Annotated in this window: 13 protein-coding genes and 1 pseudogene; 7 read left to right on the plus strand and 7 right to left on the minus strand. The window is 64.8% G+C overall.

The window, feature by feature from the left end; genetic code table 11:
• The 5 genes and pseudogenes from AB1I47_RS11350 to AB1I47_RS11370 all read left to right on the plus strand — a co-directional run.
• Positions 1-1,243, plus strand: a 1,243-nt coding sequence (locus AB1I47_RS11350; protein WP_354683852.1) for an ABC transporter substrate-binding protein, incomplete at its 5' end; no start/stop codon positions are given.
• Positions 1,244-1,465: 222 nt separating this feature from the next.
• A complete protein-coding gene (locus AB1I47_RS11355; protein ID WP_354683853.1) occupies positions 1,466-2,581 on the plus strand; it encodes a porin in 1,116 nt (371 codons plus the stop codon).
• A 176-nt stretch (positions 2,582-2,757) separates the two neighbouring features.
• A pseudogene (locus tag AB1I47_RS11360) lies at positions 2,758-3,510 on the plus strand (AMP-binding enzyme); the annotation flags it as partial.
• Positions 3,511-3,512: 2 nt separating this feature from the next.
• Positions 3,513-3,740: a hypothetical protein gene (locus AB1I47_RS11365; protein ID WP_354683854.1), complete on the plus strand. Its 228-nt coding sequence runs from the start codon at positions 3,513-3,515 to the stop codon at positions 3,738-3,740.
• Between the two features lie 16 nt (positions 3,741-3,756).
• Positions 3,757-4,053, plus strand: a complete 297-nt coding sequence (locus AB1I47_RS11370; protein WP_354683855.1) for a hypothetical protein — start codon at positions 3,757-3,759, stop codon at positions 4,051-4,053.
• Positions 4,054-4,244: 191 nt separating this feature from the next.
• Here the strand turns inward: AB1I47_RS11370 and AB1I47_RS11375 are convergent, their stop codons facing one another.
• Positions 4,245-5,102: a GNAT family N-acetyltransferase gene (locus AB1I47_RS11375; RefSeq protein WP_354683856.1), complete on the minus strand. Its 858-nt coding sequence runs from the start codon at positions 5,100-5,102 to the stop codon at positions 4,245-4,247.
• Positions 5,103-5,391: 289 nt separating this feature from the next.
• Here AB1I47_RS11375 and AB1I47_RS11380 point away from each other — a divergent pair, with 289 nt between their 5' ends.
• The gene (locus AB1I47_RS11380; RefSeq protein WP_354683857.1) at positions 5,392-5,604 is read left to right on the plus strand and encodes a hypothetical protein; all 213 of its coding nucleotides are present in this window, start codon (positions 5,392-5,394) and stop codon (positions 5,602-5,604) included.
• Positions 5,605-5,819: 215 nt separating this feature from the next.
• Positions 5,820-7,439: an ABC transporter substrate-binding protein gene (locus AB1I47_RS11385; protein WP_354683858.1), complete on the plus strand. Its 1,620-nt coding sequence runs from the start codon at positions 5,820-5,822 to the stop codon at positions 7,437-7,439.
• A 66-nt stretch (positions 7,440-7,505) separates the two neighbouring features.
• Here the strand turns inward: AB1I47_RS11385 and AB1I47_RS11390 are convergent, their stop codons facing one another.
• The 6 genes from AB1I47_RS11390 to AB1I47_RS11415 all read right to left on the minus strand — a co-directional run bounded on the left by AB1I47_RS11390 (position 7,506) and on the right by AB1I47_RS11415 (position 13,659).
• A complete protein-coding gene (locus tag AB1I47_RS11390) occupies positions 7,506-8,300 on the minus strand; it encodes a transporter substrate-binding domain-containing protein (protein ID WP_354683859.1) in 795 nt (264 codons plus the stop codon).
• 175 nt (positions 8,301-8,475) lie between these two features.
• Entirely contained in the window at positions 8,476-9,957 is a 1,482-nt protein-coding gene (locus AB1I47_RS11395) for an NAD-dependent succinate-semialdehyde dehydrogenase (RefSeq protein ID WP_354683860.1), read from the minus strand.
• A 25-nt stretch (positions 9,958-9,982) separates the two neighbouring features.
• Positions 9,983-11,626: an ABC transporter ATP-binding protein gene (locus tag AB1I47_RS11400; RefSeq protein WP_354683861.1), complete on the minus strand. Its 1,644-nt coding sequence runs from the start codon at positions 11,624-11,626 to the stop codon at positions 9,983-9,985.
• Positions 11,626-12,510, minus strand: coding sequence for an ABC transporter permease (locus AB1I47_RS11405; protein ID WP_354683862.1), 885 nt, complete (start codon positions 12,508-12,510; stop codon positions 11,626-11,628). Before AB1I47_RS11405 ends, AB1I47_RS11400 begins: the two co-directional genes overlap by 1 nt.
• Positions 12,511-12,541: 31 nt before the next feature.
• Complete coding sequence (locus AB1I47_RS11410) at positions 12,542-13,498, minus strand: ABC transporter permease (protein WP_354683863.1); 957 nt, start codon at positions 13,496-13,498, stop codon at positions 12,542-12,544.
• Positions 13,495-13,659, minus strand: coding sequence for a hypothetical protein (locus AB1I47_RS11415; protein WP_354683864.1), 165 nt, complete (start codon positions 13,657-13,659; stop codon positions 13,495-13,497). The genes AB1I47_RS11410 and AB1I47_RS11415 overlap by 4 nt, the downstream gene beginning before the upstream one ends.
• Positions 13,660-13,802 lie beyond the last annotated feature (143 nt).

Here is a 13,802-nt window from a genome sequence, read left to right on the forward strand (position 1 = left end):
CTGGGTCTTCACGCTGCGCAAGGGCGTGGCCTTCCACGACGGCAAGGCGTTGTCCCCGGCTGACGTGGTGTACTCGATCATGCGCCACAAGGACCCGGCCACCGCTTCCAAGGCCAAGGTGCTGGCCGAGCAGATCGAGAGCGTGAAGGCCACCGGCCCGAACGAGGTCACGGTGGTGCTGACCAGCCCCAATGCCGACCTGCCGGTGATCCTTGGGACTTCCCATTTCCACATCGTCAAGGACGGCACCACCGATTTCAGTGCCGGCATCGGTACCGGGCCCTACAAGCTCAAGGAATTCAGGCCCGGCGTGCGCACGCTCGTGGTGCGCAACGGCGCCTACTGGAAGCCCGGCAAGCCCTATCTCGACGAAATCGAGTTCGTCGGCATCGCCGATGACAGTGCCCGCGTCAACGCGCTGCTGTCGGGCGGGATGGACCTGGTGGCCATGGTCAACCCCCGCGCCGTAGCCCGAGTCAAGAGTACCCCAGGCTACGCGGTGCTTGTTACGCAATCGGGGCAGTACTCAGACCTGATCATGCGCAAGGACGTGGGCCCGGGTACGAACCCGGACTTCCTGATGGGGATGAAGTACCTGCAGGACCGCGCGCAGATGAAGAAGGCGATCGCGCTTGACTATGCCGTGGTCGGCAATGACCAGCCGATCGACCCGACCAGCCGGTTCTTCTTCAAGGAGCTTCCGCAGCGACCGTTCGACCCGGAGAAGGCGAAGTTTCATTTCCGCAAAGCTGGCGTGACGGGCAAGGTGCCGGTAGTGACCTCGCCGGCCGCGTTGTATTCGGTGGAGATCGCGATGGTGATGCAGAAGACCGCGCAGCGTGTCGGCCTTGACCTCGACATCAAGCGCATGCCTGCCGACGGCTATTGGTCGAATCACTGGCTCAACAGCCCCGTCGGCTTCGGCAATGTGAACCCGCGCCCCAGCGCCGACACCATCCTCACGCAGTTCTTCAAGTCCGATGCGCCCTGGAACGAATCGCGCTGGAAGAACCCCAAGTTCGACCAGCTGCTGGTGGCGGCGCGGGGCGAAACCGATACCGCCAAACGCAAGCAGTTATATGCCGACATGCAGACCATGATCCACCAGGATGCCGGCATCGGTATCCCGCTGTTCCTGGCCAGCATCGACGGACATTCGTCGAAGCTCAAGGGCTTGTCGCCGATCCCGCTGGGTGGGCTGATGGGCTATTTGTTTGCCGAGAATGTCTGGCTGGATGCGTGAGTTTGAAGGTCTGCGCTCGCAGACCACGCGCCTGACTTCGTGGATACGCCTGGCCTTCACCCCGACCCTCTCGCAAGCGGGAGAGGGAGAACCCAACGGGTGAGGGAAAGGCCGGTTCTGCCGGCCTGGACTACTGGCAACCCCTGCATGCTGTCGCTTTGCTCTGCTCTCCCGCTTGCGGGAGAGCAGAGTTCATTTACCCTTCCTGGAGGAAATCGTTTCATGAAAATAAAACTGTCGGCCCTTGCAGCCGCTTTGCTGGTGGTCCCCAGCGCGTATGCGCAATCGAACGTCACGCTGTACGGTGTTGCCGATGTGGGTATCGAATACCTGAACAAGGCGGTGGCTTCGACGGGTACCGTACCTGCCGGGGCCCAGGGCAACAATCTGTGGGCACTGCAATCCGGCAACCAGTCCGGATCGCGCTGGGGCTTGCGCGGCGTGGAAGACCTGGGTGGCGGCATGAAGGGCATCTTCCTGCTGGAAAGCGGCTTCAACCTCGATACCGGCGCATCGGGGCAGGGCGGCCGTCTCTTTGGCCGCGGCGCCTACGTGGGTCTGCAGAGCCAGTGGGGCCAGCTGACCCTGGGCCGGCATACGACCCCGTTCTATGACTTTGGCGTTACCTACGACCCGATGTCGATCGCGAGCCGCTATTCCGTTGGTGCGCAAGACCCGTTCATGGGCGGGGCCCGTGCGGATAACTCCGCCAAGTATATGGGGACGTTCGGCGGGCTGAGCGTGACCGCCCTGTATAGCTTCAACAACAGCAACCAGGAGGTCGCCGGCAATTTCACCAACGGGCGTCAGTACTCGGTCGCGGTGAACTATGCCGCGGGTGGATTCGCCGTTGGCGCCATTTACGATCAGACGAACCGGTCGGCAGCCACGGCGCTGTCTACTGACAGCCTGATCAGGCGCGCCGCGGTCGCCGGGACATACACCTTCGGTCCGGCCAAGCTCTACGGCGGCTACCGCTATGCCCACGCGTTCAACGGTGCCACGCTGCCTGGCGTTGCGCTGACCAACACCGTGTCGAACCTCGGTTGGGCCGGCGTCGGCTACCAGGTATCGCCGGCGCTGTCGGTCAGTGGCTCGGCGTACTACCAGAACCTGCGTCAGTCGAACGCCGGCAACCCGTGGCTGTTCGTTGCGTTGGTGGACTATGCGCTGTCGAAGCGCACGGACCTTTACACCACCGTTTCGTACGCACTGAACCGCGGCAAGTCGAACCTGGGGGTGAACGGGTTCAATGACCAGCTCGGCACGAGCAGCGAAGCCGTGCAGCCGGGTGCGAACCAGTTCGGCGCTGTCATTGGCATCCGCCACAAGTTCTGAGCTTAAGTCCGTTAGTGAACACCCGGAGGCGTCTCCGGGTTCCGATACAAGTCCGATCCGCTCCGGGGCTGGCATGCCCGGAGCGCTGTCAGTCCCGGGACGGCTCCGCCTGTTCTAACGCCCAGAGAAGAAGCCATGTCGGACATCGCCCCCCTGAAACAGGAACCCGAGCTTTTCACGTTGGCAACGGCGAATGCCCGATCGTCGACACCTTCTGGCAAACCGAAACCGGCGGGCACATGATCAGCCCGTTGCCTGGCGTGACGCCGTTGGTTCCGGGCTCCTGCACGCTGCCGTTGCCGGGCATCATGGCCGCGGTGGTGGATGAAGCCGGCAACGAGCTGCCGCACAGACAGGGCGGCATCCTGGTCGTCAAGCGCCCGTGGCCGTCCATGATTCGCACCGTCTGGGGCGATCCGGAGCGGTTCAAGGCAAGCTATTTCCCGCAGGAACTGGGCGGCAAGCTTTACCTGGCAGGCGACGGCGCGGTGCGCAATGAAAAGACCGGCGACTTCAGCATTACCGGTCGCATCGACGACGTGCTCAACGTCTCCGGTCACCGCATGGGCACCATGGAAATCGAATCGGTGCTGGTCGCCAACCCGCGCGTCGCGGAGGCCGCCGTGGTGGGCAAGCCGGACGATACCACCGGCGAAGCGATCTGCGCCTATGTCATGCTGAAGGGCCCCCGGCCTCAGGGCGATGAAGCACAGCGGATCGCCAGGGAGTTGCGCGACTGGGTCGCCAGGGAGATCAGCCCCATCGCCAAGCCCAAGGAAATCCGTTTTGCCGACAACCTGCCCAAGACACGCTCGGGCAAGGTGATGCGGCGGCTGCTGCGCGCCATCGCAAAGGGCGAACCGATTACGCAAGACCTGTCGACCCTTGAAGATCCTGCGATCCTGGAGCAGCTCAGGCAAGCGCAGTAATTGTGCAAGCCGACCGGCGCGCCGCACAGCGAGCGGGGCTGCCGGTCGCTGCACGTTTCTCAACAAGCGACTATACGAAAGAGACTCAGGAACTGATGACGAACGTTTTCAAGCCCATGCGTATGCTCAAAACGATCAAGGACGGGCACTGGAACCATCATCTGCAGGCTAATGCAATGCTGAAAGCCGGGAACATCAAGCTTGACACGGAGGACTGCAATGTCGCCTAAGCGACGATGGACGGCAATGCGGCAGCGTTACCCTTCGCTGGGTGTATTCGGGTACATCGACATGATGCTCGATTCGTCCATGCATCCCAGGACGCAGCATCGCGTGCTGGACTGCATCGAGGAACAGCGCGTATGGGAGTGGCCAGGATCGCCGGGGATCGGTATTACCCGGTTCGGACGCTTCGAGCATGCCTGCCGTGTGACGTTCGCACGCAGCGGCCACCACGCCATGTACTACGTGTGCCATAACGGACGCTATCGCATGGAAGAAACGCCGGCGTTCGTATCAGAGTTCGATGCAGGCGGTGCGTAACCACCTGCATCGTACGGCACGGTGCATGCTGTCGGCGCGGCCGACAGCCCCCAGGTCAACGCAGGAAACTGTGTGTGCGATCAGCGGCGCGGTGCCCGTCCTGAAGTGGAGGCGGGTTGCCAGTCAGCGGCTCCGACATTGGGTAAGCCCCGCCTTTTCCCCGATTCATGAGATGGCCGTTTCGAAGTGGCTCAGCAGAGCGCCTGGTTGATGATTGCGAACTGCTTGAGCCCGCTATCCGCCGGCGGTACGCCATTGCGTGCCATCGCCACGACTGTATCCACCTGAACCAGTCCCGCCTGCGCGAGCCAGTCCTGCAGGCCGCTGGTTCCCGTGATATCCGCGCGCACGAAAGACCCGGCGTAGGCGCCGGACCAGCAGGCAATCAAGGCCTTCGCACGTTCACTATCGGAGGCCACCACCGGCCCGATCGCATAGCCGCGCCCGAAGCGGCGCATAACCGAGAAGCCGACGGCTTCGCCATTGCGCTCGAGCACGACCGTCTCTGCCATGGGGAGCAATGACTTCAGCAGGTCGCCGCGCGACATGCCGGTAGCGCGATTCGCCAGCTCGGTGAGCGTCTCGATATCGCTTGGCTCGAGCGGACGCAGCGTTTCCCCGGCAGCGAGTGCGACCGGGTCGACGGCATTCATCGTTCCCTGGTGCTGCGTGATGGTGCCGGTCGCGACGAAGCCGAGGCGCTCATACAGGGGCTGTCCGGCGGGCGTGGCATTGAGCAGTGTGCAGCGGTTGCCCAGCGCTTCCAGCACCAGGCGCATCAATTCGCTGCCAATGCCCTTGCCCTGGTGCGCCGGCGACACAATGATCATCCCAAGCGATGCTTGCTGTCCCTGCTTCCAGCAGAGACCGGTGCCGATCACAGCACCGTATTCTTCGGCGACGAAGCCGATGCCCAGGCGAAGGACAAATTGCCAGTCTTCGACACGATGCGGCCAGCGCAAGGCTTGCGACAGTTCATGTGCTGCTGGCACGTCCCTTTCGTTCATCGCGCGGTAGGAAACTGGCGCGTGGATAGCTTGGCTTGGCATGGTGTCTTCCTTTTGAATAGGCCGGATCGGCAACACGTCTGGCAGGACCCCGGACTGAAGCCATCTTGCCACAGTGTTCGCGCATCTTTACGGCGCGAATGCGATTCCACATGTTTGTCTGACTACCGCTTCATCACGCAGAGCTTATGCCGTTGAGCCAACGAAAAACCGCATAAATTGCTACGCCCACGCTCTGGCAATGGGCGTAAGCGATGCAGTTCGCAATGTCACGTCGAGCTTTCCCAGACCGCTGATCGCGAGCGTATATGCTTGGTCACCGCGTCGCGTGATGGTGATGGCCGACGTATGCAGAGCGTCGGACAACGTGCCTCGTGGCAGCGAAACCGACATCAACGATGAGCGAATGGTCGCCTGCGGCAGCCGGATGCCGAGTTGCCGGCAGAATGCGGAAGCCCATGCGCCGCCCGCCAGCACCGCGATCGTCGTCCGGATCGTGCCATGTTCGATCACGACACCGCTGACCCGGCCGCCCGCGGTCTAATCTAGCTGCTCCCCCAGCCCGCTGGCGCAGTCGATGTCGATGGGGTTTATCCGCAACTTTCAAGATTAGTCTGGCGGAGCAGTCGGTTTTGCAATTCAATGCGGTAGCGCCGGCTGAAAAAATTTTCTTGACTAGATAAATGGCTTCAAGTCCTTAGCGGTGCGAAGGACAAGTCCGCGCCCGCCGGCCGTTCCAGACTACCCAGGAGCACTACGATGAGCGATAGCCGTAAAGAGTTCGAGAGTCTGGTGGGCCCCGGCGAAAGCCTTCGTATGATGGATCTGCTCAAGCGGGGCGCGACGCGGCGTGACGTGCTGGCGATGCTGCTGGCGGGCGGCATGCAGGCCACGCTGGCCGGCAGCCTGGCCGGTGTGGCCGTCAAGGCCCATGCGCAGACCCCGCGCCGTGGCGGCCGTATCCGCGTGGCAGCCGCCACGGCGGCCGCCTCGGATACGCTCGATCCGGCGAAGCAGTCTAACCAGAACGACTACGTGCGCTGCAACATGGTCTACAACGGGCTGACTACGCTCGATGCCACCCTGACGCCGCGGCCAGCGCTGGCCGAGTCGTTCAATACCACCGATGCCAGGACCTGGGTCTTCACGCTGCGCAAGGGCGTGGCCTTCCACGACGGCAAGGCGTTGTCCCCGGCTGACGTGGTGTACTCGATCATGCGCCACAAGGACCCGGCCACAGCTTCCAAGGCCAAGGTGCTGGCCGAGCAGATCGAGAGCGTGAAGGCCACCGGCCCGAACGAGGTCACAGTGGTGCTGACCAGCCCCAATGCCGACCTGCCGGTGATCCTTGGGACTTCCCATTTCCACATCGTCAAGGGCGGCACCACCGATTTCAGTGCCGGCATCGGTACCGGGCCCTACAAGATCAAGGAGTTCAAGCCTGGTGTGCGCACGGTGGTGCTGCGAAACGATGCGTACTGGAGGTCCGGTAGGCCCTATCTCGACGAGATCGAGTTCGTCGGTATCGGCGATGAGAGCGCGCGCGTCAACGCGCTGCTGTCCGGCGGCATGGACCTGGTGGCCATGGTCAACCCCCGCGCCGTAGCCCGGATCAAGAGTACCCCAGGCTACGCGGTGCTTGTTACGCAATCGGGTCAGTACACAGACCTGATCATGCGCAAGGACGCGGGTCCTGGCGCGAACCCGGACTTCGTGATGGGGATGAAGTACCTGCAGGACCGCGCGCAGATGAAGAAGGCGATCGCGCTCGACTATGCGGTGCTCGGCAACGATCAGCCGATTGACCCCACCAACCGCTTCTTTTTCAAGGGCCTGCCGCAGCGCCCCTTCGACCTCGACAAGGCCAGGTTCCATTTGCGCAAGTCCGGCGTGGCAGGGAAGGTGCCGGTGGTGACCTCGCCTGCGGCGTTGTATTCGATCGAGATGGCGACGGTGCTGCAGCAGACTGCTCAGCGCGCGGGCCTGCAGCTGGACATCAAGCGCATGCCTGCCGACGGCTACTGGTCGAACCACTGGCTCAACAGCCAGGTGGGCTTCGGCAACGTGAACCCGCGCCCCAGCGCCGACACCATCCTCACGCAGTTCTTCAAGTCCGATGCGCCGTGGAACGAATCGCGCTGGAAGAACCCCAAGTTCGACCAGCTGCTGCTGGCGGCGCGGGCCGAGACCGATACCGCCAAACGCAGCCAGATGTATGCCGACATGCAGACCATGATCCACGAGGACGCCGGCATCGGTATCCCGCTGTTCCTGGCCAGCATCGACGGGCATTCATCGAAGCTCAAGGGCTTGTCGCCGATCCCGCTGGGTGGGCTGATGGGGTATGCGTTTGCGGAGCATGTGTGGCTTGATGCCTGACGGAGCAGGGGGGGCGGGCGCTTTTGTGCAAGTCTGCCGCCTGCGCCCCTGCGCAGTCGGGCAGGCTTACTTGCCCAGCCACTTCGCCGCATGCACCTGGTATTCGCCGCCCGCCCTGGCCAGGTGCAGCCATTGGTCGACAAAGCTCTTGAAGACCGTGTCCGCATTGGGCAGCAGGAAGGCCATCTCCGCGTATTGGAGCGGCTGCTCCGGGTTGATGGCGCACAGCTCCGGATGAATCCGGCTTTGCGCCACGGCCTCCGCCGCCTCGGTGACAAAGACATCGGCCCGGCCGGCGACCAGTTCGTCGAAGATGGTCAGGTTGTCGCGGTGGACGGTCAGCCGGGCCCGCTGTAGCCGCGACCTGGCAAAGCGCTCGTTGCTGCCGCCGGGATTGGCGATGACGCGCACCTCCGGCCGGTTGATGGCGTCGATGCTCTGGTACTTGGCCGCATTCTCGCAGCGCGCGAGCGGCGTCTTGCCGTTGACCATGTAGGGCGCGCTGAAGAACGCCTGCTTCTGGCGCTCCAGCGTGACCGAAATGCCGCCGGCGGCAATATCGCACTTGCCCGCGACAAAGTCGGGCATCAGGTTAGCCCAGCTGGTCTTGACGAATTGCGGCTTCGCGCCGAGCGCGCTCGCCAGCGAGCCCATCAGGTCCACATCAAGTCCTTCGAAACTGCCGTCAGGACGCTGGAAGCTGAAAGGCTTGTAGTCCCCGGGCGTACAGACGCGCAAGGTGCCGCCCTGCGCGATCCGGGTCAGGGCTGACGGCGAGGGCGTCGACGGTACTGCGGACACCGTTTGTGCCGCGGCCACGGAGGACAGCAGGGCGAAGGCTGGTGCAATCAGGAATTTCACGTGGGGGCTCCAAGGCGAGGATTTTTATGCGGCGGCGCGTGATGGTGACGCCGGCGTGGCAATCATACTGCGCCAGGGAGATGTCGCGTGTTGGTCTGCGACGTCTTGCCCTCACCCTAACCCTCTCCCGCAAGCGGGAGAGGGAGCACCCAGAACGCGGTGGCCTCACGACATTTCAGTCCAGCAACCCCTGACACACGTACTTGATATGCATGTACTCCTCCAGCCCATAACGCGACCCTTCGCGCCCGTACCCCGAGTCCTTCACTCCCCCAAACGGCGCTGCTTCCGCAGCCAGCGCTCCCTCATTGATCCCGACAATCCCCGACTCAAGCGCATCGGCAAGCCGCCAGATGCGCCGCACATCATTCGAGTAGAAATACGCCGCCAGCCCGAACGGCGTGGCGTTTGCCGCCGCGACCACGTCGGCCTCGGTACTGAAGCGCGTAACCGGCGCCACCGGCCCGAAGGTCTCCTCGCAAGAGCAATCCATCGATGCATCGACATCGACCAGCACCGTGGGCGCATAGTAGTTCGGCCCCGGGCACTGCGCGTTGCGAATGCGCTCGCCCCCGACCACCACGCGCGCACCGCGGCTGACCGCGTCTTCCACATGACGTTCGATCTTGTCCACCGCCCGCCCGTTGATCATCGGCCCGATCTGCGCAGCGGGGTTGGTGGCCGGAGCGACCACCAGCGCGCCGACGCGCGCGGCAAGCTTGTCGACGAAGGCGTCATGCACCTTGTCCTGGACGTAAATGCGGTTCGGGCACACGCAGGTCTGTCCGCCGTTGCGGAACTTGGCGGCCATCAGCCCATCGACAGCGGCATCGAGATCGGCATCGTCGAACACGATAAACGGCGCATTGCCCCCTAGCTCCAGCGACAGCTTCTTCAGCGTATCGGCGGAGCGGCGCGCCAGGTGCTTGCCCACAGGCGTGGAGCCGGTAAAGGTGATCTTGCGCACCCGGGCATCGTCCAGCCAGACGTCGACGACTTCAGCCGCGCGTTCGCGCGAGGCGGTGACGATATTCAGCACGCCCGGCGGCACGCCGGCCTGTTCGGCGAGCCTCACCAGCGCCAGCGAGGTCAGCGGCGTATCCTCCGCGGGCTTGCACACCACCGTGCAGCCGGCCGCCAGCGCCGGCGCGATCTTGCGGGCGATCATCGCGGCGGGGAAGTTCCACGGCGTGATCGCGGCGATGACGCCGACGGGCTCGCGCAGTGCCAGCATGCGCCGGCCGGGAACCGGGGCGGCGATCACGTCGCCATCGGCGCGCGTCGCTTCTTCGGCAAACCATTCGACATAGCTCGCGGCATACAGCACCTCGCCTTTGCCTTCGGCCAATGGCTTGCCCTGCTCGCGCGAGATCAGGCGGCCAAGGTCTTCCAGGTGGCTGACGATCAGGTCGTTCCAGCGCTTGATGATCTGCGCGCGCTGCTTTGCCGGCGTCTTGCGCCAGCCCGGGAACGCCGCGTGCGCGACATCGACGGCGCGGCGTGCGTCCGCCGCGCCGCTGTCCGGTACCGCCGCAAAGACTTCATCCGTCGCGGGGTCCGCCACGGGCAATGTGCGATCGTCGGCAGCGCCGCACCATTCACCGCCGATATAGTTGCGGCCCGGAAGCAAGGCCTGGTTCTGGAGGGACAACGGCATGTAGAAACTCTCCTTGAAAATGAGGTCAGGCGGTAGCAGCGGCGGGCACCGCGCCTTCGATATGCAGATCGACTTCATCGATCCACCCGCGCCGCAACTCCGGCACCGAGCGCGCCAGCAGCGCGTAGTAAGGGTGATGCGGTCCGCGGTCATAGTCCGCGTGCGCCACCTGGGTCAGCTTGCGGCCATGCTGCATCACCACGATCTCGTCACAGATAGAACGCACGGTGTGCAGGTCGTGGCTGATAAAGAGATACGAGACGCCGAGCTCCTTGCGCAGCTCTGCCATCAGGTCGAGGATGGCAGCGCCAACCACCGTATCCAGCGCCGAGGTGATCTCGTCGCACAGGATCAGCTCCGGATCGGCCGCGAGCGCCCGGGCCAGGTTCACGCGCTGCTTCTGTCCGCCTGACAGGCCGCCCGGCGTGCGCTGCGCCACGCCCGCCGGCAACCGCACCAGATCGAGCAACTGGCGAATCCGCGCCCGTTGCGCTTCGCCGCGCAGGCCATGGAAGAACTGCAGCGGCCGCGCCAGGATCTCCTCGACGGTGCGCGCGGGATTGAGCGCGGTATCCGCCATCTGGAACACGATCTGGATGCGCCGCAGCTCATCGCGGCTGCGTTCGGCCACCGTCGGCTTCAGCGGGCGCCCGTTGAACACGATGCTGCCGCGGCACGGCGCCACCAGCCCGGCGATCGCACGCGCCAGCGTGGTCTTGCCCGAACCCGATTCGCCGATCACGCCGATCGCCTGCCCGCGATACAGCTTCAGGTCCACGCCTTCCAGGATCTTCGCGGCGGGCTGGCCGTGCGCATCGACCGCACCGTAGCCGGCGGACAGATCGCGCACCTCCAGCAGCAGCGGGCTCTTGTCAGGGTCCACCGGCGCGCCCGGACGCTCGGTCGGACGTGCAGCCGCCAGCAGGCAGCGCGTGTAGTCGTCGACGGGCTGGTACAGGATCTGGTCGGTCTCGCCCAGCTCGCGCATCTTGCCGTCGCGCAGCACCAGGATATGGTCCGCCACCTGCGCCACCACGGCCAGGTCGTGGCTGACATAGACCGCGGTGGTGCGGCGTTCCTGCACCGCGCGGCGGAACACGCGCAGCACTTCGACCTGCGTGGTGACATCCAGCGCCGTGGTCGGCTCGTCCAGGATCACCAGGTCGGGGTCGGTGATCAGCGCCATCGCGGCCATCAGGCGTTGTAGCTGTCCACCGGACACCTGGTGGGGGTAGCGCTCGCCGATGGTATCAGGATTGGGCAGCGCCAGTTCGCGGAACAGCGCGACCGCCTTCTTCTCGGCAGCCTTGCGATCCATGAGCCGGTGGATCAGCGCCGGTTCGACCACCTGGTCCATGATGGTGCGCGACGGGTTGAACGAGGCCGCCGCGCTCTGCGCGATATACGTGATCTCGCGCCCGCGCAGACGGCGCTGTTCGCCCGGCGACAGGTGCAGCACGTCGGTGTTGCCGACCCGGATGCTGCCGGAGATCTCGCAGCCATGGCGCGCGAAGCCCATCAGCGCCAGCGCGGTGGTGGTCTTGCCAGAGCCGGACTCGCCGATCAGCGCCAGCACCTTGCCGGGTTCGATCTCGAAGTCGATTCCATCTACCAGCGTCGACTGGCCTGCGGTGATGCGCAGATCGCTGACCTTTACGGACGTGCCCATTATTTGACTCCGGTACGTGCCGAGCGACCCGGCAGATTGTCGATAACAAGATTGACCGCGAGAGTCAGGCTGGCAATGGCCAGCGCCGGCGCCACCACGGCCATGCTGCCTTCGGACAGCGCGCCGATGTTCTCGCGCACCAGCGAACCCCAGTCGGCATCGGGCGGCTGGATCCCCAGGCCGAGGAAGCTGAGGCTCGCGAGCAGCAGCACGACGTAGACGAAACGCAGCCCCAGGTCGGCCAGCATCGGGCCGAGGATATTGGGCAGGATCTCCTGGCGCATGATGTAGGCGGTGCCTTCGCCACGGGTGCGCGCCACCGTCACGTAGTCCATCGCATTGATGTTGACCGCCAGCGAGCGCGCGATGCGATACGCGCCCGGAACGTAGATGATCGCCGCCGTGATCGCCAGCATCCACACCGACGAGCCGAAGGCCGCGACCATGATCAGCGCGAACATCTTGCTGGGGATCGCCGTGAGCGTGTCGAGGCCGCGGCTCAGGCCGGCATCGATCCAGCGCCCGCTGACGGTGGCGAGCAGTGCCAGCGTGATGCCGATGCCGCTGGCGCACAGGGTCGAGACCAGCGCCACGCAAACGGTGTAGCGCGCGCCGAGGATCACGCGCGTCAGCATGTCGCGCCCGAGGTAGTCGGTGCCGAGCCAGTGCTGCGCGCTGATCGGGCCGAAGACCTGGACCTCGCCCGCGGGCGTGCCATCCTGGCTGATCAGGATCGGGCCCAGGATGGCGGCGACCAGCCAGCCGATGAGGATCAGGCAGCCGATCCAGCCGGTGATGCCCAGCCTGGGCAGGCGCGGGCGGCGACCGCCTTTTTCGGGGGCACTCACGGCGGGGGTGGCGTGTGTGTTGGAGGTAGTGGACATGTGTTGCAGCTCCTGCATGGCGTTCAAGGCTTCAGCGGTGGCGCAGACGCGGATTGGCGACGATGCCGCACACATCGGCGAGCGTGACGAGGGTCAGGTACGCACAACAGAAAATCATCGCGCACACCTGCACCACGGGCATGTCGCGCTGCGCGACGCTGTCCACCATCAGCTTGGCGATTCCCGGGTAGTTGAAGATGGTCTCGATGATGATCACGCCGCCAAGCAGGTAAGACAGGCTCAGCGCCACGGCATTGGCAATCGGGCCGATGGCGTTGGGCAGCGCGTGGAACAGCACCATGCGGGTCGCGGATGCGCCTTTGAGCCGCACCATCTCGATGTAAGGCGCGTTGAGCTGGTCGATCACCGCGGCGCGGGTCATGCGCAGCATCTGCGCGACGATCACGCAGCACAGGCTCAGCACCGGCATCGCCAGCGAACGCACGATCTTGTCCCACGAATCGTCGGTGCCGATATAGGCGAGCGCCGGCAGCCAGCGCAGCTGGACCGCGAACAGCAACACCGCCAGCGTCGCGACCAGGAACTCCGGCACCGAGACCACCGCCACCGCGCCCAGGCTGACGCTGCGGTCAAACCAGGTGCCGCGGTAGACCGCCGCCAGGATGCCGAGGCCGAGCGCTACCGGCACTGAGATCAGCGCGGTCAGGCCGGCCAGCAGCAGCGAATGGGGCAGGCGGCTGCCGATAGCCTCGGACACCGGCATGCGCGTGACCAGGGACTCGCCGGCGTTGCCGGTCACCATGCCGCCCAGCCAGTGCGCGTAGCGCACCGGCGCGGGGACGTCGAGCCCCATCTGGGTACGCAACGCGGCCAGTGCCTCGGGGGTGGCGTCCTGGCCGAGCTGCTCCTCCGCGGCATCGCCGGGCAATACCGCGGTGATGGCGAAGACGATGGCCGAGACGGCCAGCAATGAGATCAGCGCCATGCCGACGCGGCGCGCCAGCAGACGCAAGATGAACCGGTTCATGGTGTCTCTCCTTTCCCCTTGTTGCAGCCGTCGATGGTGGCAACAAGGCGCGGTATGCCGGCACCGATGCAGCCACCGCGGCGCGGCGTCTGCAAGGCGCTGATGATCGGGGTGAATTCGGCAGGGCCGATGAGGCCGTCGAACGGCTTCTTGTCTGACATGGCTATTGCTCCTGGTGGGGGCCGGAGTTCTGGGGATCGCGAAAGTGCAAGCTCAGGACCAAGCGGCGCGGGGGCAGGCTGCTGCTGAGGCAGCACGGCGCGCAGCGTGTCATTTCCCTGACATTGAAGCATGTGCGACCGGT

The sequence above is a fragment of the Cupriavidus necator genome (assembly GCF_040578825.1).
Lineage (GTDB): Bacteria > Pseudomonadota > Gammaproteobacteria > Burkholderiales > Burkholderiaceae > Cupriavidus > Cupriavidus necator_E.

What these genes read in the sequence shown, in the direction of transcription:
- AB1I47_RS11355 (WP_354683853.1), top strand. Translation starts at nt 1,466, where the DNA reads ATGAAAATAAAACTGTCGGCCCTTGCAGCCGCTTTGCTGGTGGTCCCC.
- AB1I47_RS11370 (WP_354683855.1), top strand. Translation starts at nt 3,757, where the DNA reads ATGCGGCAGCGTTACCCTTCGCTGGGTGTATTCGGGTACATCGACATG.
- AB1I47_RS11375 (WP_354683856.1), bottom strand. Translation starts at nt 5,102, where the DNA reads ATGCCAAGCCAAGCTATCCACGCGCCAGTTTCCTACCGCGCGATGAAC.
- AB1I47_RS11380 (WP_354683857.1), top strand. Translation starts at nt 5,392, where the DNA reads ATGGTGATGGCCGACGTATGCAGAGCGTCGGACAACGTGCCTCGTGGC.
- AB1I47_RS11385 (WP_354683858.1), top strand. Translation starts at nt 5,820, where the DNA reads ATGAGCGATAGCCGTAAAGAGTTCGAGAGTCTGGTGGGCCCCGGCGAA.
- AB1I47_RS11395 (WP_354683860.1), bottom strand. Translation starts at nt 9,957, where the DNA reads ATGCCGTTGTCCCTCCAGAACCAGGCCTTGCTTCCGGGCCGCAACTAT.
- AB1I47_RS11400 (WP_354683861.1), bottom strand. Translation starts at nt 11,626, where the DNA reads ATGGGCACGTCCGTAAAGGTCAGCGATCTGCGCATCACCGCAGGCCAG.
- AB1I47_RS11405 (WP_354683862.1), bottom strand. Translation starts at nt 12,510, where the DNA reads ATGTCCACTACCTCCAACACACACGCCACCCCCGCCGTGAGTGCCCCC.
- AB1I47_RS11410 (WP_354683863.1), bottom strand. Translation starts at nt 13,498, where the DNA reads ATGAACCGGTTCATCTTGCGTCTGCTGGCGCGCCGCGTCGGCATGGCG.
- AB1I47_RS11415 (WP_354683864.1), bottom strand. Translation starts at nt 13,659, where the DNA reads ATGTCAGACAAGAAGCCGTTCGACGGCCTCATCGGCCCTGCCGAATTC.